This is a genomic window from Erwinia sp. QL-Z3 (assembly GCF_004551645.1).
GTDB classification, from domain to species: Bacteria; Pseudomonadota; Gammaproteobacteria; order Enterobacterales; family Enterobacteriaceae; genus Erwinia; species Erwinia billingiae.
The window spans coordinates 3,501,365-3,520,466 of sequence record NZ_CP037950.1 but is presented as its reverse complement, the minus strand read 5'-3'; the positions used below and the strand labels follow the sequence as shown (position 1 = coordinate 3,520,466).

The window sequence follows — 19,102 nt, the reverse complement described above, 5'->3', positions numbered from 1 at the left end:
GGTTATGCTGAGCAATCGTTTTCCCTGTTTCGTAAATTGGCAGCCCATTATGTCTGAACCCTGGCGTCGGCTTCCGGCGTTATCCCTGAAGCAAATTCAGTACTTTGTCGCGCTGGCGCAGCTGCGCAGCTTTACTGAAACCGCCAGCCGCCTGGCCATCAGTCAGCCGGCGTTAAGCAGCGCATTACGCCAGATTGAGTCGGTGCTCGGCGGCAAGTTATTGAAGCGCACCGCGCAGGGCGTGAGCCTGACCGAACAGGGAGAGGCGGTGCTGCCCTATGCCGAGCGGCTGTTGAATACCGCGCACAGCGCGTTTGATGATATGCAGCAAATTATGCAACAGGGCGGCGATGGCACCTTACGCATTGGCCTGGTGCCGTCGGTCAGCACGCTGCTTTTTCCGGTGGTCCCGCAACTCTTGTCGGCGCACTTTCCGGCGATGCGGGTGGAGTTCCACGATCTGACCAACGACGCTTTACTGCTGGCGGTAGAAAACGGCTCGGTCGACTTTGGCATTGGCGCCACGGACAGCACGGTGCCTGACACCATCGCCGTGTATCCGCTGCTTGAGGATCCTTTTGTCGCGGTGATCCGCCGTGACGATCCGCTGGCTGAAGGCCATAACATTCCGTGGCGACAGCTGGCCAAACGGGAACTCGCGCTGTTTTCTAAAGGGAACGTCAGCAGACTGGTCACCTCAATGATTGAGAGTCACCGGTTGCAGTTGCGGGTGGGGTATCGGGTCGATTTTCAGGAAACGCTGTATGGACTGGTGCGGTCACGTCTGGCGCTGGCCATCCTGCCCGAGCTGTACACCGCGACCTTAAACGATAACGAACTGAGGGTGATCCATTTACAGCAGCCGACGCTGAGCCGCACCGTTGCCATGATGCGCAAGCCTGCCCCGCTGCGATCGCCCAAAATTGAGCACTGTTTCCAGTTTTTGCTGCACTCCTTCCATCGGCAGATCGCCGGGCAAGCGCCAATCTGAATTTACCGGCCATGGGTGACCTGCTGAGGCCACCCAGTTCCGGGGGGCTTATCCTGCCAGACGCTTCACCGGCGCATTCTGCTGGCGGTCCCACATCACGGTCAGCAGCCGCTGCAGCGCGATAAAGGCGAACAGCAGGATGCCGATGGCAATCTTGGTCCACCAGGAACTTAATGTGCCGTCAAAGTTAATCCAGGTCTGGATCAGCCCCTGGATCAGCACGCCAAACAGCGTGCCCAACACCGTGCCAACCCCGCCTGACAGCAGCGTACCGCCGATCACCACCGACGCGATGGCATCCAGCTCGACGCCCATCCCCGCCAGCGCATAGCCGGATGAGGTGTAGATCGAGAACACGATGCCGGCCAGGGTTGCCAGCGCAGATGACAGCATATAGATACGGATGGTGGTGCTGCGGGTGGAAATCCCCATCAGCTGGGCGGAAGTGACGTTGCCGCCGATGGCATACACCTGATTGCCAAAGCGGCTGCGGTGCGCCAGCACAATACCGAACACCACCACCACCAGCATGATCACCGCCAGCAGGCTGAGCCGCCCGCCGCCTGGAATTTTCCAGGCCAGGCTGGACAGCGTGCTATACAGCGGATGATCGATCGGCAGTGAGCTTTCGGAGACCAGGAAGCTGCTGCCGCGCAGGAAGAACATCCCGGCGAGGGTAATGATAAACGCCGGGATTTTCAGCGCGTCGATCAGCCAGCCCATAAAGGCGCCAAACGCCGAACCCATCACCATCACCAGCGCAAACGCCAGCCAGGGATCAAGATGGAAATCACCGATGGCGCGGGCAAGGAACACGCCGGTAAAGGCGATCACCGCGCCGACGGACAGATCGATGCCGCCGGAGAGGATCACAAAGGTCATGCCGACCGCAATAATGCCGAGGAAGGCGTTATCGGTCAGAATATTGGCGATCACCCGCGTGGAGGCAAAGCCGGGAAACTGACTGAGGCAGAACAGATACCCGGCAACAAATACCAGCAGGGTAATCATCAGGGGGAGATGACGTTTAAGCACCTTTGCGTCCTCGCTTGAACAGTTGAATAAACCGTGGCGACTGAATCAACAGCACCGCCATCACCACCACCGCTTTCACGACCTGATTCAGTTCAGGCGGGAAGCCTGACAACAGGATCCCGGTGTTCATTGCCTGGATAATCAGCGCGCCAATCAGTGACAGCAGCAGGTTGTATCGCCCGCCCATCAACGACGCGCCGCCGATGACCACCGCGAGGATGGCATCCAGCTCCAGCCACAGCCCGGCGTTATTGGCGTCGGCGCCGCGAATATCGGCGGCCACAATCAGCCCGGCCACCGCCGCGCATAAGCCGCTGATCACATAGGTGGTCATTACGATCAGCCAGCCATTCACCCCGGCATTGCGTGCGGCGCGCAGGTTGATGCCCACCGCTTCGATAAACATCCCCAGCGCCGTTTTACGGGTCAGCAGCCAGACGAGCAGCGCCATCACCAGGGTGATCCACACCGGCACCGGCAGGGTAAACAGCGTGCCGCTGCCCAGCCGCGCCAGCGAATCACTGTCGAAGGTGACGATTTGCCCCTGGGTGATCAGCTGCGCAATGCCGCGCCCCGCCACCATCAGGATCAGCGTGGCGACAAACGGCTGGATCTTCAGCAGGGCCACCAGCACCCCATTCCATAAACCGCAGAGAATGCCGGTGCCCAGCGTGGCCAGTACGATCACCGGCAGGCTGTGTCCGGAGACGGTCAGCGTCGCCGCAGTGGCACCGGCAATCGCCATCACCGCGCCCACCGACAGGTCGATGCCGCCGGTGGCGATCACCAGCGTCATGCCGATCGCCAGAATGGCCACCGGCGCCGCACGGTTAAGGATATCGATCGGGCTGCCAAACAGACGGCCGTCCTGAATATGAATGGCAAAGAAATTATTGGCCACCAGGCTGTCGATAATCAGCACCAGCACCAGCGCCGCGATTTGCGGCATCCCTGCGGGCAGTTTGCGTTTGAACATGCGCGTTTTCCCCGGCACCAGATGTGACTCAAGCATGTTGGGTTCCCCCAGCGGCGATAGCATTAACAATGGCGGCGACGGAGAGTTGCTCAAGCGGAATTTCCGCCACCTGCTGACGATCGCGGAGGATCACCACCCGATCCGCATAGCCCACCAGTTCTTCAAGTTCAGAGGAGATCACCAGCAGCGCCAGCCCATCCGCACACAAGGATTCAATCAGGCGAATAATTTCGGCATGCGCGCCGACGTCGATCCCGCGCGTAGGCTCATCGAGGATCAGGAACTGCGGTTTTGTCACCAGCCAGCGGGAGAGCAGGACTTTTTGCTGATTTCCCCCCGACAGCAGCTCGACCGGCTGATCGGCATTCGGCGTGCGGATGCCCATCGCTTTAATAAAGCGGTCGGCGATCTGCTGCTGCTCACGGCGCTTAATGGGACGCAGCCAGCCGCGCTGGGCCTGCAACGCGAGGATGATGTTTTCCCGCACCGATGCCGCGCCGACGATGCCGTCGGTTTTACGATCTTCCGGGCAGAAGCCCATGCCGAGGTGCGAGGCCTGCGCCGGCGTGCGGATAGTGCGCTTTTTGCCTTTAATCCAGGCCGTGCCGCTGTCGGCGCGGCGGATGCCAAAGAGCAGTTCAGCGGTTTCTGTCCTGCCGGACCCCAGTAATCCGGCCAGACCCACCGCTTCGCCCGGACGGACGCTCAGGCTGAAGGGTTCAATGGTCCCTTTCTTGCCGTAATCCTTAAATTCCACCACCGGCTGATTGCTTTTCAGGGTGCTGCCGGCGCGTTGCAGTGCGGTTTCCAGCAGTTCACGTCCCAGCATCAGCTTAATCAGTTCAATTTGCGGCAACGCCCGGGTATCACGTGTAGCAACGAACTGGCCGTTACGCAGCACCGTGATGCGGTCGCTGACTTTGTAAACCTGGTCGAGAAAGTGGGTGACGAAAATCAGCCCCATGCCTTTAGCTTTCAGCTGATTCATCAGCGTGAACAGCATCTCCACTTCACTGGCATCGAGACTGGCGGTCGGTTCATCGAGGATCAGCACTTTGGCCGACAGATCCACCGCGCGGCAGATGGCAATAATCTGCTGCATCGCCACCGAGTACTGCCCCAATGGCCGGGTGACATCCAGTTCGAAACCGTAGCTGTGCAGTAACGCCTCGGCCTTACGCACCAGCGTTTTGCGGTCGATCAGACCAAAGCGGCGCGGTTCACGGCCGATATACAGATTGTCCGCCACCGACATATTCGGCAGCAGGTTAACTTCCTGATACACGGTACCAATGCCGATGCTCTGCGCTTCAGCGGTGTTTTGCGGATTGATTGCCTGACCGTCCAGCGTCACGCTGCCACTGTCGCGTTTATAGACGCCGGTCAGCACTTTGATAATGGTGGATTTACCGGCACCGTTTTCCCCCAGCAGCGCCATAATTTCGCCCGGGCGGACATCAAAAGAGACATTATCCAGCGCTTTAACGCCAGGAAAGGCTTTGCTGACGCCACTGATGGTGAGCAGTGGCGTCATTGAGGTGTTCTGGGAGTTCATACGACTTCGCCTCAACCATGAAAAAAGCCGCCTGAGGAGCAGGCGGCGCGGTGGTTAGTAACCCATGCCTTTTTTCTTGTCTAACTGAGACTGCGCATCGGCAGGCAGATAAAGCTTCGATTCGGTTTTGATGATTTTTGGCGGCATGGTGCCGTCTTTCTTGAATTTCTCCAGCGCATCGAACGCCGGACCAGCCATATTTGGCGTCAGCTCGACGTTGGCATTCGCTTCGCCAGCCTGCATGGCTTTATAGATGTCCGGCACGCCGTCGATTGAACCGGTCAGGATATCTTTGCCTGGCTTGAGACCGGCTTCTTTGATGGCCTGAATGGCACCGATAGCCATGTCATCATTGTGGGCATACACCATGCAGATATTTTTGCCGTTGTTCTCAGCTTTAATAAAGCTTTCCATGACTTCCTTACCTTTGCTGCGGGTAAAGTCACCGGACTGAGAACGAATAATCTTGATGCCAGGCGCGCTGGAGATCGCTTCAGCAAAGCCTTTTTTACGGTCGATGGCGACGCTGGCGCCAACGGTGCCTTGCAGCTCAACCACGTTACACGGCTTACCATTCTGCTGTTTGACCAGCCAGTCGCCAATCAGCTTACCTTCGTAAACGTTATCCGCGGTGACCACCGCCATATACAGCGACTTGTCTTTTACCACGATGGCGCGATCTAACAGGAACACCGGGATCTTAGCGTCTTTCGCTTCTTCAAGCACCGGCTCCCAACCTGTCTGCACCACCGGCGCGATAAAGATCGCATCCACGCCCTGCGCGATAAACGAACGCACGGCCTTGATTTGGTTCTCCTGCTTCTGCTGACCATCAGCAATTTTCAGGGTGATCCCGCGCTTCTGGGCCTCGCTTTTCGCCACGCTGGTTTCCGCTGCACGCCAGCCTGATTCGGAGCCAACCTGCGAGAAACCGACCGTCATGGATTCAGCCAGTGCGGCGCCGGAGAGGCTTGCACTGATGAGGGTGGTTAAAAGTAAACGCTTCCACATGATCATTTTTCCTCTGATGGGATTTGGTTGTGTAGGGTCAAACGCCACTAAATCCTGGACTATCCTGAAGCAAACATTTACGACAACGCTCACAAAACACAACAATTAAAAGAGGTTACGCGATTTGACCGCTGGCAACGGCAGGCGGCCGATATGGATAAAACGCGCGGAGGGTTTTCATGACATGTTAAATAACTGTAATAAACATAAGCGCTTAACAATTGCCTCAATGGAAGCGATTACAACACCGCGTCAGGTTCTGTCACGCGCTGCGGCGGATTTAGCGGCGAAGGTAATTAACAGTTTTGTGACTCACACCACATCTGCATAAGACCAGCAGCAGAAAAGCTGATGGCAGAATGACCGAATGGGATTAAAAATGCGCAAAATTCCTGGGCTATAGTCTGAATTTACAGTCAGTTACTCGTTTGTCCTCTGGACAGAAACCCTGCCAGCCATATACTTGGGCCTCCTGATCCCTATCCCTAACGGCCATCATGACAGTCGAAGATTATCTGTTGAAGTTTCGTAAAGTGAGCTCGCTTGAAACGCTGGAAAAGCTGTTCGATCATCTGAATTATTCTCTTACCGATGATAATGAGATTTCGAATATGTATCGCGCTGCCGATCACCGCCGCGCAGAGCTGACCTCTGGCGGTCGTCTGTTTGATTTGGGTTGCGTGCCAAAATCGGTCTGGCGCTATGTGGTCTAAATTTTCCGTTCAATAATGAACTGGCCTTCCGTATACTCTTTGGTCCTCAAGGTGCGTGACTGGTTTGGATCACAAACGGTCGTTATTACCCGATTTAAAAGGATTAAAGAGTGGCTACAGCTTCACCCCCACGCATTGCCGGACTGCTTCTGGTGCCGCTCGCCTGGTTAATTATGACCATGCTGACCAGTGCCGTTGTGGTGGCCATGTATTTGAGCGCGTTATTAACGCCAGAACTGCGCAGCGCCCTGTTTAATAACACCCATGCTTTTACGCTGCAGTGGAGTATTTCACTGTTGACCTCTCTGGTGGTCTGGGCGTACAGCATTTGGGTGACATGGATTTTTTGCAAACGCTCACGTCGGCTGCCCCGTCATTACATTATCTGGCTGCTGATCACCGTGCTGCTGGCGATCAAGACCTTCGCGTTTTCGCCGGTCAGCGATGCAGCGGCGATCAGAACCTTACTGATTGCGCTGCTGGCCGCAGCGGTACTGGTGCCGTACTTCAAACGCTCCCAGCGGGTGAAAACCACCTTTATTGAGCCGTGAAGCTGAAAAAACCAGCAAAAATTTAATCCTCCGTGCGTTTAGGGAATATCCTTACTGCTGGTATGTTGTCGTAAAGCCGCCAATGTTCGATAATAGGCGGCTTTCTTTTTATCAGGCCAAAACATGACCGAATACCTGCTTCTTTTTGTTGGCACAGTGCTGGTGAACAACTTCGTTCTGGTGAAGTTTCTCGGCCTCTGTCCCTTTATGGGCGTTTCCAAAAAACTGGAGACGGCGATTGGCATGGGACTCGCCACCACATTCGTTATCACCCTGGCCTCGATCTGCGCCTGGCTGGTAAACCACTTTATTCTGCTGCCGCTGGATCTCGTTTACCTGCGCACGATGGCCTATATCCTGGTGATCGCGGTGGTGGTGCAGTTCACCGAGATGGTGGTGCGCAAAACCAGCCCGGATCTCTATCGTCTGCTGGGGATTTTCCTGCCGCTGATCACCACCAACTGTGCGGTGCTGGGCGTGCCGTTGCTGAGCGTTAACCTCAATCACACCTTCCTGCAGGCCGCACTGTTTGGCTTTAGCGGCGCGCTGGGCTTCTCGCTGGTGATGGTGCTGTTTGCCGGCATCCGCGAACGTCTGGTGCTGGCTGAAGTCCCTGCCCCATTCAAAGGCTCCTCGATAGCGCTGGTGACGGCGGGTCTGATGGCGTTGGCCTTTATGGGCTTCACCGGGCTGGTAAAATTCTGATGACTGCGGTGTGGATTGCTATTGCTGTGTTGAGCGTGTTGGGCCTCGTGTTTGGTGGCCTGTTGGGCTACGCCTCACGCCGTTTTGAAGTGGAAGAAGATCCGATTGTTGAGCAGATCGATGCGATTTTGCCGCAGAGCCAGTGCGGCCAGTGCGGCTATCCTGGCTGCCGTCCATACGCCGATGCGGTGGGCAACAACGGTGAGATGATCAACAAGTGTGCGCCAGGCGGCGAGCAGACCATGCTGAAGCTGGCGGCGCTGTTAAACGTTGAGCCGCAACCGCTCGGTGACGAAGCGGTGCTGGAGCCAGAGCGCAAGGTCGCCTGGATCGACGAAGAGAACTGCATCGGCTGTACCAAATGCATTCAGGCTTGCCCGGTTGACGCCATCGTTGGCGCGACCCGCGCGATGCACACCGTGCTGAGCGACGTCTGCACCGGCTGCGACCTCTGCGTGGCCCCTTGCCCAACTGACTGTATTGAGATGCGTCCGGTTGCGCCAACCACCGCCAGCTGGAAGTGGGATTTAAACACTATCCCGATCAAAGTTATTCCTGTGGAACGTCATGCGTAATCTTTTCAAATTCTTAAAGAAAGAGCCAATCTGGGATTTCGAAGGGGGCATTCATCCTCCTGAAATGAAAACCCAGTCTAACGGCACGCCGTTACGCCAGCTTCCTTTGCCCGCGCGCTTTATCATTCCGATCAAGCAGCATATCGGCCATGAAGGTGAACTGCTGGTGAGCCCAGGCGATAACGTGCTGCGCGGACAGCCGCTGACCTTTGGTCGTGGCCGGATGTTGCCGGTGCATGCGCCCAGCTCCGGCACCATCGAAGCGATTGGGCCGCATATCACCGCGCATCCCTCCGCGCTGGCTGAAATGTGCATTTATCTGACGCCTGACGGTGAAGACCGCTGGTGCGAACTTCAGCCGGTGGCGGATTACCGTCAGGCCGATCGCAGTGAGATTGTGAACCTGATCCACCAGGCGGGCGTGGCCGGTCTCGGCGGTGCAGGCTTCCCTACTGCCACCAAGCTTAAAGGCGGTTTGCGCGGGGTCAGCACGCTGATCATTAACGCGGCCGAGTGCGAACCCTACATTACCGCTGACGATCGTCTGATGCAGGACTGCGCGGACGAAGTGATCGAAGGCAGCCGCATTCTCGCCTGGGTGCTGCAATCTGACCGGGTGTTGATTGGTATCGAAGATAACAAGCCTGAGGCCATCGCCGCGCTGAAAAAAGCGCTGGGTGAAGCCAAAGATATCCAGATCCGCGTGGTGCCGACCAAATACCCGTCGGGCGGCGCCAAGCAGCTGACCAAGATTCTGACCGGGCTGGAAGTGCCGCACGGCGGCCGCTCAACCGATATTGGCGTGCTGATGCAAAACGTCGGTACCGCCTTTGCGGTTAAACGGGCGATCGTCAACGGCGAACCGCTGACCGAGCGCGTGGTGACGCTGACCGGCGAATCGGTCGGCAAACCGGGCAACGTCTGGGGTCGTCTTGGCACCCCGATCAGCCATCTGCTGCACAATGCCGACTTTAGTCCCGCGTCCGGCCAGATGGTGGTGATGGGTGGCCCGTTGATGGGCTTTACGCTGCCCACGCTCGATGTGCCGGTGGTGAAGATCACCAACTGCATTCTGGCGCCGGCGGCCAACGAAATGGGCGACAACGAAGAAGAGCAATCCTGTATTCGTTGCAGCGCCTGTGCCGATGCCTGCCCGGCCGCCCTGCTCCCTCAGCAGCTGTACTGGTACAGCCGCGGTAAGGATCACGATAAAGCGCGCGAGCACAATATCGCCGACTGTATTGAATGCGGCGCCTGTGCCTACGTCTGCCCAAGCAATATTCCGCTGGTGCAGTATTACCGTCAGGAAAAAGCCGAGATCCGCGCCATCGACCTTGAAGCCGAGCGGAATGCGCAGGCCAAGGCCCGGTTTGAAGCGCGTCAGGAACGCCTTGAGCGTGAAAAGCTGGCCCGTGAAGCGCGCCATCAGCAGGCTAAACGCCCGGTCACCCGCAGCGATGCCGACAACGTTGAAGCAGCGTTAGCCCGCGTGAAGGCGAAAAAAGAGGCTGAGGCGCAGCAGCTGGCAGACGCTGACAATCCGGTTCAGACCGCCCAACGCAATGCACGCCATGCTCAGGCACTGGCGCATGGCGCAGAACGCCAGTCAGAAACCGAACCGGCGACCCGTCAGGTGGGCGATCCGCGTAAAGCGGCGGTTGAAGCCGCCATTGCGCGCGCGAAAGCCAAAAAAGCCGCGCAGGTTGACCCGGCGTCAGCCGATGCCGAACCGGCGGTCGATCCGCGTAAAGCCGCAGTAGAAGCCGCCGTGGCGCGGGCGAAAGCCCGAAAAGCCGCGCTGGCCGCTGATAAAGAAGCCGATGCTGAGCCGGTGGCGCAAGCCGCTGCGCCGGAGCCGACTGAAGAACCGCTCGACCCGCGTAAAGCGGCGGTTGCGGCCGCTATTGCCCGTGCTAAAGCCCGAAAAGCCGCGCTGGCCGCTGATAAAGAAGCCGATGCTGAGCCGGTGGCGCAAGCTGCTGCGCCAGAACAGACTGAAGCACCGGTCGACCCGCGTAAAGCGGCGGTTGCGGCCGCTATTGCCCGTGCTAAAGCCAAAAAAGCCGCGCAGGCGGCTGAAGCTGAGCCAGTAAAACAGGCTGATGTTGCGCCAGAACAGACTGCCGCTCATGACGACACGCATTCCGCAGGGCCGTCTGAACCTTCAGACGATCCCCGCAAAGCGGCAGTGGCGGCGGCCATCGCACGTGTAAAAGCGCGCAAGGCGCAGCAATCGACGCAAGAGGATTAAATGGCTTTTCGTATCGCAAGTTCGCCCTACACCCACAACCGCCGCAGCACCAGCACCATCATGCTGCTGGTGTTGCTGGCTGCCTTACCGGGCATTGCCGCCCAGCTGTATTTTTTTGGCTGGGGTAACCTGATTCAGGTGCTGATTGCCGCCGTCGCCGGGGTCGCTGCGGAAGCGGCGATCCTGAAAATGCGTAAACTGCCGCTGTCTAAAACCCTCGGCGATAATTCCGCCCTGCTGACCGCGCTGCTGTTGGGGATCAGTATTCCCCCACTTGCACCCTGGTGGCTGATCGTAATTGGGACGGTGTTTGCGGTGGTGATCGCCAAACAGCTGTATGGCGGATTGGGCCAGAACCCGTTCAACCCGGCGATGGTCGGTTATGTGGTGTTGCTGATTTCCTTCCCGGTGCAGATGACCAGCTGGTTGCCGCCGGATACTTTGCAGTCGATCACGCCGGGCTTTATGGACACCCTGAGCATGATCTTCCAGGGTCATACGCTGGCTGGCCATACCATGCAGCAGTTGCAGATTGGCGTGGATGGCATCAGTCAGGCCACGCCGCTGGATACTTTTAAAACCGGTCTGCGTGCCGGGCACAGCGCTGAACAGTTACGGGCACAGCCGATTTACAGCGGCGTGATTGCCGGTCTGGGCTGGCAGTGGGTCAACGTCGGCTATCTGGTCGGCGGCCTGTTCCTGCTGTTTACCAACAGCATTCGCTGGCACATCCCGGTCAGCATCCTGCTCTCGCTGGCGCTGTTTTCCTTCGTGGGCTGGTTCTTCTCGCCGGACAGCCTGGTGTCGCCAATGGTGCATCTGTTCTCCGGTGCCACCATGCTGGGCGCGTTCTTTATTGCCACCGATCCGGTCACCGCATCAACCACCAATAAAGGCCGCCTGGTGTATGGCGTGTTGATTGGCTTACTGGTGTGGCTGATCCGCAGCTTTGGCGGCTATCCGGATGGCGTGGCCTTTGCGGTGTTGCTGGCAAATATTACCGTGCCGTTAATTGATTACTACACGCAGCCGCGCGTTTACGGCCACCGGAAGGAAAAATAATGCTGGATGCGATTCGTAAAAACGGCGTCACGCTGGCGGTTTTCGCTGCCGTGACCACCGGCGTGACGGCGATAATTAATAATGTCACCAAGCCAACCATCGATCATCAGACCGAACTCCAGCAAAAAATCCTGCTGGATCAGGTGGTTCCGACCGATCTGTACAATAACCACATTCAGCAGGAATGTTACATTGTCACCGATCCGGCGCTGGGCGCGGGCCCTCAGCACGTCTACCTGGCGCGTAAAGATGACAAGCCGGTGGCCGCTGCGGTTGAGACTACGGCACCGGACGGCTATTCTGGAGCCATTAAGATGATTGTTGGCGCCGACTTTAACGGTAAAGTACTGGGCGTGCGCGTGGTTGAACACCATGAAACGCCGGGCCTTGGCGATAAAATTGAGCTGCGCATTTCGAACTGGATCAACAGTTTTAACGGCGTGCAGCTGAAAGGCAAAGACGACGCCCAGTTTGCGGTGAAGAAAGATGGCGGCACCTTCGACCAGTTCACCGGGGCGACCATTACCCCACGCGCGGTGGTCAACGCCTCTAAACGCACCACGCTATATATTGAAACATTGCCAGGTAAGCTCGCTTCCCTGTCACCTTGTGGAGAGTCCAATGAGTGAAGCAAAAACGCTGATTGTCGGCGGCCTGTGGAAGAATAACTCCGCGCTGGTTCAGCTGCTGGGGCTGTGTCCCCTGCTGGCAGTCACCTCGACCGCCACCAACGCCCTTGGCCTCGGCCTGGCAACGACCCTGGTGCTGACCTGCACCAACTCGGCGATCTCGGCTTCACGTCGTTGGGTGCCTGCTGATATCCGCATTCCCATCTACGTGATGATCATTGCGGCGGTGGTGAGCTGCGTACAGATGCTGATCAATGCCTATGCCTACGGCCTGTATCAGTCGTTAGGGATCTTTATTCCGCTGATCGTCACCAACTGCATCGTGGTGGGACGCGCCGAGGCGGTTGCTTCGAAAAGCAGCGTTGCGCTTTCGGCGCTCGACGGCTGTTTCATCGGACTTGGCGCCACCAGCGTGATGGTGGTGTTGGGTTCACTGCGCGAGATCATCGGTAACGGCACCATTTTCAATGGCGCAGACCAGCTGTTAGGCCCGTGGGCGAAAGTGCTGCGCATTCAGGTATTCCATTTTGATTCGCCAATGCTGCTGGCAATGCTGCCACCGGGCGCGTTTATTGGTCTCGGTATGCTGCTGGCAGCCAAATACGTTATCGACAACAAGCTGAAGGCGCGTGCCGCGCTGAAAGCCGCTCAGGAAGCCCAAAGCCTGCCTGAAGGGAAAGCGAGCGCGCTGTGAATAAGGACAAACGTCAGCAAATTTTGAGCCGGTTGCGGGACAACGACCCGCATCCCACCACGGAACTGGTATTTACCTCTCCTTTTGAGCTGTTGATTGCGGTACTGCTTTCGGCGCAGGCGACCGATGTCAGCGTAAATAAAGCCACCGCCAAACTCTATCCGGTGGCCAATACGCCGGAAGCGATGCTGGCGTTAGGGGTGGAGGGCGTGAAGGCGTACATCAAGACTATCGGGCTGTTTAACACTAAAGCCGAGAACGTGATCAAAACCTGCCGCATCCTGCACGAGCAGCATCAGGGCGTGGTGCCGGAAGATCGTGCCGCGCTGGAAGCGCTGCCCGGAGTGGGTCGCAAAACCGCCAACGTGGTGCTGAATACCGCTTTTGGCTGGCCGACCATCGCTGTCGATACCCATATTTTCCGCGTCTGCAATCGCACCAACTTTGCCCCCGGCAAGAACGTTGAGCTGGTGGAAGATAAGCTGCTGAAAGTGGTGCCGAAAGAGTTCAAGGTCGACTGCCATCACTGGTTTATTCTGCATGGCCGCTACACCTGCGTGGCGCGTAAGCCGCGCTGCGGCTCCTGTCTGATTGAAGATCTCTGCGAGTTTGGCGAGAAAACCGAGGTCTGACCGGCCCCGGTTTATCGTGCCAGCACCTTCTCTCCCGCATTCTTTTCCAGCCGCCAGACATCCACCAGCGACATCACCACCAGTACGGCAATCGCCGCAAAGGCGATATGGATATCCTGCTGGCTGGGTGAGGTTTGCCCGGCAAGCTGCATGGAAAATCGCAGGATCATCGCCGAAATGGCAATGCCAAAGCTCATGCTGAACTGGAACAGGATGCTGAAGATCACCGAGGCTTCACTGAGTTTTTCACGCGGCACATCGGCAAATCCCATGCTGTTATAACAGCTGAACTGCAACGACCGCGACAGTCCGCCAATAAACAGGATGGCGGCAATCAACAAATATCCCTGCGCCGGCGTGATAAACAGGCAGCTCAGAATCGAGAAGACGCTGAGCATCCCGTTAAGAAACAGGATCCGTTTAAAACCAAATCTGAACATCAGCCAGGTGGTCGCGGGTTTCATCGCCAGATTCCCGGCAAATACCCACAGCACCATTGACCCTGCCTGCGCAGCACTCCAGCCAAAACTCAGCTGGAACAGCAGCGGTAACAGGAAAGGAATGGCATTAATCGACGCACGGAAGAAGGATCCTCCCACCACCGCACTTCTGAAGGTCGGAATTCGTAGCATCGACAGTGAGAGCAACGGCGTTGCATGTTGCAGGCTGTGACGCCACGCCAGCAGGCTGCACACCACGCCCAGCGCCAGCAGCAGAATGCCCAGCGACATCGACAGGCCGCCCATGCATTCAATGGCAATGATAATCAGGGTGCAGGTCGAGGAGATCAGCAGGAACCCCTTAACATCAAACGGCTTTTTCTCTTCAGCTTTAAACTGCGGCATCAGGTACAGGGTGACAATAATTGCCACTATTCCCAACGGAATATTCAGCCAAAAAATCCACGGCCAGTGGCCGTAGCTGACGATCATTCCGCCGAGCAACGGCCCAATAACGGGCGCAATCAGACCCGGCCAGGTGATAAAGGCGATGGTTTTGACCATGTCCTTCTTTTCCGTCACCCGCAGCACCACCATTCGTCCGACCGGCACCATCAGCGCACCCCCGATACCCTGCAGGATCCTGCTAAGGGTAAACAGCATCAGGTCCTGACTCAGGCCGCAGAGAATCGAGGCAAAGGTAAAAATCAGGATAGCGGCGGTAAAGATGGTTCGTGCACCAAAACGGTCCCCCAGCCAGCCGCTGATGGGAATAAAGATCGCCACCGCCAGCAGATAGGCGCTGATGCCGATGTTCAGTGACACCGGACTGACGCTGAACTCTTTCGCCATTTGCGGGATGGCGGTGGTGATCACCGTGGCGTCGAGGTTTTCCATAAAAAAGGTCACTGCAACAAGCAGCGCTAAGGCGGTGGCTTTGGTCATGTTAAGCGTCGGTCCATGGACTAAAAGTTTACTATAGGAAAAATTGATCGCGGGCGGGTTAAAAAAAGGGCGGAATTTTCATTCCGCCCTCTTCGCTATCGGCTTCACGTAACAGGAGTTGTCCCTGCTCCGACAGTCAGTGATTATTTAATGCCTTCTTCAGCCGCCACTTCGGCCTGTTCACGCTGCAGCTTGTAATACTCCGCGGTGGACAGCGCCAGCGGCGTTTTGCCACGGATCAGATCCGCCATTTTCTCGGCAATCATTACCGTTGGCGCATTGAGGTTACCGGTGGTGATTTGCGGCATGATCGACGCATCGACCACTCGCAGGTTTTGCATACCGTGTACGCGGCCCTGGGCATCGACCACGGCCATCTCATCGTTACCCATCGCGCAGCTGCCGCAGGGGTGATAGGCGGTCTCAGCATGCTCGCGGATAAAGGTATCGATATCTTCATCGCTCTGCACATGTGCACCCGGCTGGATCTCTTCGCCACAATATTCGGCAAGCGCCTGCTGTTGCATGATTTCACGCGTCAAACGCACCGCATTGCGGAATTCTTCCCAGTCACGATCTTCAGACATATAGTTGAAGAAGATCGACGGCGCGGCATACGGATGCTTCGAGGTCAGCTTGACGCGGCCACGGCTCATCGAACGCATTGGGCCCACGTGTGCCTGGAAACCGTGCTCTTTTACCGGGCTGCTGCCGTTATAGTTGATGGCAACGGGCAGGAAGTGGTATTGCAGATCCGGCCAGTCTGGCTTGTCATCACTGCGAATAAAGCCGCCGGCTTCAAACTGATTGCTGGCGCCAATGCCGGTGCCGTTAAACAGCCATTCGGCACCGATAGCCGGCTGGTTCCACCACTGTAACGACGGATACAGGCTGACCGGTTTTTTGCAGCGGAACTGCATATACACTTCCAGGTGATCCTGTAAGTTGCGACCGACGCCCGGCAACGCATGCACCACGTCAATGTCCAGCTCGCGCAGCCACTCTTCAGGGCCGACACCGGAACGCTGCAGGATCTGTGGCGAGGCAATCGCACCGGCACACAGCAGCACTTCACGCGTGGCGTGCGCCTGCTCTTCTTTGCCGTTGCGTAACCAGCTGACGCCCGTGGCGGTTTTGCCGCTGAACAGAATGCGGTCCGTCTGCGCATGGGTGACGATGGTCAGGTTTGAACGCTGCTTGGCCACGTCCAGATAGCCTCTGGCGGTGCTGGAACGGCGGCCCTGAGCGGTCACGGTGCGATCCATCGGGCCGAAGCCATCCTGGCGGTAACCGTTAAGGTCATCCGTTTCGTGGTGACCGGCCTGAGTGGCCGCATCAATAAAGGCGCGGAACAACGGATTATTGCCGGCTTTTGGCGTGGTGACGCTCAGGTAACCTTCGCCACCGTGATAGTCGTTCTCGCCGATGTCGCGTTTCTCTGCCTTGCGGAAATACGGCAGGCAGTTCAGATACGACCAGTTTTCCAGCCCTTTCTTGCTGGCCCAGTTGTCGTAATCCATCGCGTTGCCGCGGATGTAGCACATGCCGTTGATCAGGGAAGAGCCACCCAGACCTTTACCACGGCCACACTCCATGCGGCGGTTGTTCATCTTCGGCTCAGGATCGGTTTCAAACGCCCAGTTATAACGTTTACCCTGCAGCGGGTAAGCCAAAGCGGCTGGCATTTGGGTACGGAAGTCCCAGCGGTGATCTTTCCCGCCCGCTTCCAGTAAAAGTACCGATACGTCAGCATCCTCAGTCAGTCGCGTGGCCAGTACGTTACCTGCTGAACCAGCGCCAATAATAATATAATCAAATTTCTGCATTAAGCCTCCAGATAGCCGCGACAGTACTGCCGCGGCAAAAAAATCAGACTGCGAAAAAAAGCGCGCGCATCAGAACGCGGAAGGATACTCGCCCATCTCAATCAGGATGGATTTGGTGCGGGTATAGTGGTGCAGCGTTTCCAGTCCGTTTTCACGGCCGACGCCAGACTGCTTATAGCCACCGACAGGCATAGGTGCCGGTGATTCGCCCCAGGTATTCACCCAGCAAATCCCCGCTTCCATCTGATGGATCACGCGATGTGCGCGGTTCAGCGAGGTGGTGAAAATACCCGCTGCCAGACCGTATTCGGTGTTGTTAGCGCGGTCGATCACTTCCTGCTCGTCATCAAATACCAGCACGCTCATCACCGGACCAAAGATCTCTTCCTGCACGATGCGCATATCATCGGTGCAGTCGGTGAAGACCGTGGCTTCCACGTAGCACCCTTTGGCGAACGCGCCGTCAGTCATACGTGAACCGCCTGCCAATACGCGCGCGCCCTCTTTTTTACCGATATCGAGGTAAGAGACGACCTTCTGGCAGTGCCCTTCGCTGACCAGCGGTCCAAAGTTGACCTCGGGATCCAGCGGGTCACCGGCTTTGATGCCGGCCATTTTTTCCTGCAGGCGTTTTTCAAAGGCCGGCAGCAGCGAACGGTGAACAAAGACGCGGGTGCCGTTGGTGCACACCTGACCGCTGCTGTAGAAGTTGGCCATCATCGCGCCGTCGACGGCACGCTCAAGCTCGGCATCTTCAAACACGATCAGGGGTGATTTGCCACCGAGTTCCATGGTGACGGATTTCAGGTTCGCCAGTGCCGCATCCGCCATGACGCGTTTACCGGTTTTCACTTCCCCGGTGAAGGAGACTTTGGCAATTTTTTGATGCTGGCTGAGACCCTGGCCGACCGGGCCTGCGCCCTGAACCACGTTAAACACGCCATCCGGCAGACCGGCTTCGGTGAAGATTTTGGCCAGTTCCAGCACGCTTAACGGCGTGACTTCGCTGGGCTTGAAGATCATCGCGTTGCCGGTGGCCAGCGCCGGGGCACTTTTCCAGAGGGCAATCTGAATCGGGTAGTTCCACGCGCCAATACCGGCACAGACGCCCAGCGGCTCGCGGCGGGTATAAACCAGCGCGCTGTCGCGCAGAGGAATGGATTCGCCCTCTACTGCAACCGCCAGACCGGCGTAGTATTCCAGCACGTCAGCACCGGTGACGATATCGACCGCCGCCGTTTCGCTGATGGGCTTACCGGTATCGGCAGTTTCCAGCTCGGCCAGCTGTTGATTGCGTTCACGCAGCAGCGCAACCGCTTTCAGCAGCACACGGCTACGCTCAACCGGTGTGTAGCCACGCCAGATACGCTGGCCGGCTTCTGCCGAGGCCACGGCACGGTCAATATCCTGCTGGCTGGCAGAGGTGATCTCAGCCAGCACTTCGCCATTGGCGGGATTGATGGTGGTGAATGTTTCGCCATGACCGGGTTCTTCACGGCCATTAATATAAAGTCCACGGCGTTGCATATCTGCCATGCATCCTCCTTTGGGGGGTTAGTGTGCTGCGGCGTTTAGCCACAACGCGAGATTTTGATAACAGAGCTCACGGGCATTTTCTACGCCGTTTGCCATCGGCTGTGGCGCTAAGGTCATACGCAACCACAAGCCGTCAATCAGTGCCGCCAGGCTGGCACCCGCATCGCGGGCCTGCTGCGCCGGGAGAACCCGGGCAAACTGCGCGGTCAGGTTCGAATAAAGGCGACGATCGTTAATCCGCTGCAACCGCTGCAAATCCGGCTGATGCAGGCTGTTGGTCCAGAAGGCCAGCCAGGTTTTCAGCACCGGCCCGGCAATCTGCGAGACGTCAAAGTTGCCATCAATAATGGCGCGGATCTGCGACGCCGGCTGGTCATCCGCCTGTTTCCGATGATGATCGACCGCCAGGTATAAGTCGGAAAGGATCTGACGCATACAGGCATCCAGCAAACCATTCTTGTCGCCAAAATAGTGGCTGACAATCCCGGTCGAGACGCCGGCCTCTTTGGCAATCAAGGCCAGACTGGCATCGGCCAGTCCCACCCTGTCGATTACCGTCAGCGTTGCGCGGATCAGTTGCGCCTGACGTATGGCTTTCATTCCCACTTTTGGCATCGTGCTTCATCGGTTTTAGCTATTGAATGACAGGGATTATAGACTTTTTATATTGAACGTTCAATCAATAAAAAATCACAGGGCTTAAAACGCGCGTGGGTAAAATGTTATAAAAATCACATTGCGGTGAAAAATCACTGCGAGAGCAAAAAAAATGTGTGATTTCAGCTGTAAAGCCGCTCGGGAAGGTTCAGGCTTATTTTTCAAGAATTAATATGTGATTTTAAAGTGATCTAAATCACATTCAGGCGTTCCGCCTGCGCTAAAATTGCGCTTTTCGATGCTTTCGGGTCTGTAAGACTGATTAAAACCGCCCGAATGGTCATTAATATTGCCGGGATAATCTCTGGCGACAGATTG

At 57.1% G+C, this 19,102-nt stretch carries 18 protein-coding genes; 10 read left to right on the top strand and 8 right to left on the bottom strand.

Annotation, left to right across the window (positions count from 1 at the left end; genetic code table 11):
• Nucleotides 1-46: 46 nt before the first annotated feature.
• Nucleotides 47-991 carry a LysR family transcriptional regulator gene (locus tag E2F51_RS17050; protein WP_209215566.1) on the top strand — a complete coding sequence of 315 codons (945 nt, stop codon included), beginning with the start codon at nucleotides 47-49 and terminating at the stop codon, nucleotides 989-991.
• A gap of 48 nt (nucleotides 992-1,039) precedes the next feature.
• On the opposite strand, the gene yjfF is transcribed toward E2F51_RS17050, so the two are convergent.
• Genes yjfF through ytfQ form a run of 4 tightly spaced genes read right to left on the bottom strand, consistent with a single transcriptional unit; the run spans nucleotide 1,040 to nucleotide 5,568 of the window.
• Nucleotides 1,040-2,026, bottom strand: a complete 987-nt coding sequence (gene yjfF / locus E2F51_RS17045) for a galactofuranose ABC transporter, permease protein YjfF (RefSeq protein ID WP_134824024.1) — start codon at nucleotides 2,024-2,026, stop codon at nucleotides 1,040-1,042.
• Entirely contained in the window at nucleotides 2,019-3,038 is a 1,020-nt protein-coding gene (gene ytfT, locus E2F51_RS17040; protein ID WP_013201977.1) for a galactofuranose ABC transporter, ATP-binding protein YtfT, read from the bottom strand. Before ytfT ends, yjfF begins: the two co-directional genes overlap by 8 nt.
• Nucleotides 3,031-4,557 (bottom strand): galactofuranose ABC transporter, ATP-binding protein YtfR, encoded by a 1,527-nt coding sequence (gene ytfR / locus E2F51_RS17035; RefSeq protein ID WP_013201976.1) that lies wholly within the window; start codon nucleotides 4,555-4,557, stop codon nucleotides 3,031-3,033. The genes ytfT and ytfR overlap by 8 nt, the downstream gene beginning before the upstream one ends.
• Nucleotides 4,558-4,611: 54 nt before the next feature.
• Nucleotides 4,612-5,568 carry a galactofuranose ABC transporter, galactofuranose-binding protein YtfQ gene (gene ytfQ, locus E2F51_RS17030; RefSeq protein ID WP_013201975.1) on the bottom strand — a complete coding sequence of 319 codons (957 nt, stop codon included), beginning with the start codon at nucleotides 5,566-5,568 and terminating at the stop codon, nucleotides 4,612-4,614.
• A gap of 497 nt (nucleotides 5,569-6,065) precedes the next feature.
• Here ytfQ and ydgT point away from each other — a divergent pair, with 497 nt between their 5' ends.
• The 9 genes from ydgT to nth all read left to right on the top strand — a co-directional run bounded on the left by ydgT (nucleotide 6,066) and on the right by nth (nucleotide 13,380).
• Entirely contained in the window at nucleotides 6,066-6,281 is a 216-nt protein-coding gene (gene ydgT, locus E2F51_RS17025) for a transcription modulator YdgT (protein ID WP_013201973.1), read from the top strand.
• Between the two features lie 110 nt (nucleotides 6,282-6,391).
• Nucleotides 6,392-6,832 (top strand): DUF2569 domain-containing protein, encoded by a 441-nt coding sequence (locus E2F51_RS17020; protein ID WP_013201972.1) that lies wholly within the window; start codon nucleotides 6,392-6,394, stop codon nucleotides 6,830-6,832.
• A 123-nt stretch (nucleotides 6,833-6,955) separates the two neighbouring features.
• Nucleotides 6,956-7,537, top strand: a complete 582-nt coding sequence (gene rsxA, locus E2F51_RS17015; RefSeq protein WP_013201971.1) for an electron transport complex subunit RsxA — start codon at nucleotides 6,956-6,958, stop codon at nucleotides 7,535-7,537.
• Nucleotides 7,537-8,112 carry an electron transport complex subunit RsxB gene (gene rsxB, locus E2F51_RS17010; protein ID WP_013201970.1) on the top strand — a complete coding sequence of 192 codons (576 nt, stop codon included), beginning with the start codon at nucleotides 7,537-7,539 and terminating at the stop codon, nucleotides 8,110-8,112. Before rsxA ends, rsxB begins: the two co-directional genes overlap by 1 nt.
• Nucleotides 8,105-10,363: an electron transport complex subunit RsxC gene (gene rsxC, locus E2F51_RS17005; RefSeq protein ID WP_134824023.1), complete on the top strand. Its 2,259-nt coding sequence runs from the start codon at nucleotides 8,105-8,107 to the stop codon at nucleotides 10,361-10,363. The genes rsxB and rsxC overlap by 8 nt, the downstream gene beginning before the upstream one ends.
• Complete coding sequence (gene rsxD / locus E2F51_RS17000; protein WP_013201968.1) at nucleotides 10,364-11,425, top strand: electron transport complex subunit RsxD; 1,062 nt, start codon at nucleotides 10,364-10,366, stop codon at nucleotides 11,423-11,425. It begins immediately after the preceding gene.
• Complete coding sequence (rsxG, locus tag E2F51_RS16995) at nucleotides 11,425-12,054, top strand: electron transport complex subunit RsxG (protein WP_105759119.1); 630 nt, start codon at nucleotides 11,425-11,427, stop codon at nucleotides 12,052-12,054. Before rsxD ends, rsxG begins: the two co-directional genes overlap by 1 nt.
• The gene (locus E2F51_RS16990) at nucleotides 12,047-12,748 is read left to right on the top strand and encodes an electron transport complex subunit E (protein WP_013201966.1); all 702 of its coding nucleotides are present in this window, start codon (nucleotides 12,047-12,049) and stop codon (nucleotides 12,746-12,748) included. The genes rsxG and E2F51_RS16990 overlap by 8 nt, the downstream gene beginning before the upstream one ends.
• A complete protein-coding gene (nth, locus tag E2F51_RS16985; RefSeq protein ID WP_053143459.1) occupies nucleotides 12,745-13,380 on the top strand; it encodes an endonuclease III in 636 nt (211 codons plus the stop codon). Before E2F51_RS16990 ends, nth begins: the two co-directional genes overlap by 4 nt.
• A gap of 11 nt (nucleotides 13,381-13,391) precedes the next feature.
• On the opposite strand, the gene E2F51_RS16980 is transcribed toward nth, so the two are convergent.
• The 4 genes from E2F51_RS16980 to betI all read right to left on the bottom strand — a co-directional run bounded on the left by E2F51_RS16980 (nucleotide 13,392) and on the right by betI (nucleotide 18,742).
• Nucleotides 13,392-14,765 (bottom strand): MFS transporter, encoded by a 1,374-nt coding sequence (locus E2F51_RS16980; protein ID WP_134824022.1) that lies wholly within the window; start codon nucleotides 14,763-14,765, stop codon nucleotides 13,392-13,394.
• Nucleotides 14,766-14,908: 143 nt separating this feature from the next.
• Nucleotides 14,909-16,591 carry a choline dehydrogenase gene (betA, locus tag E2F51_RS16975; RefSeq protein ID WP_053143461.1) on the bottom strand — a complete coding sequence of 561 codons (1,683 nt, stop codon included), beginning with the start codon at nucleotides 16,589-16,591 and terminating at the stop codon, nucleotides 14,909-14,911.
• Between the two features lie 69 nt (nucleotides 16,592-16,660).
• Nucleotides 16,661-18,118: a betaine-aldehyde dehydrogenase gene (gene betB / locus E2F51_RS16970; protein WP_134824898.1), complete on the bottom strand. Its 1,458-nt coding sequence runs from the start codon at nucleotides 18,116-18,118 to the stop codon at nucleotides 16,661-16,663.
• A gap of 27 nt (nucleotides 18,119-18,145) precedes the next feature.
• Nucleotides 18,146-18,742 (bottom strand): transcriptional regulator BetI, encoded by a 597-nt coding sequence (gene betI / locus E2F51_RS16965; RefSeq protein ID WP_013201961.1) that lies wholly within the window; start codon nucleotides 18,740-18,742, stop codon nucleotides 18,146-18,148.
• Between the last annotated feature and the right edge of the window lie 360 nt (nucleotides 18,743-19,102).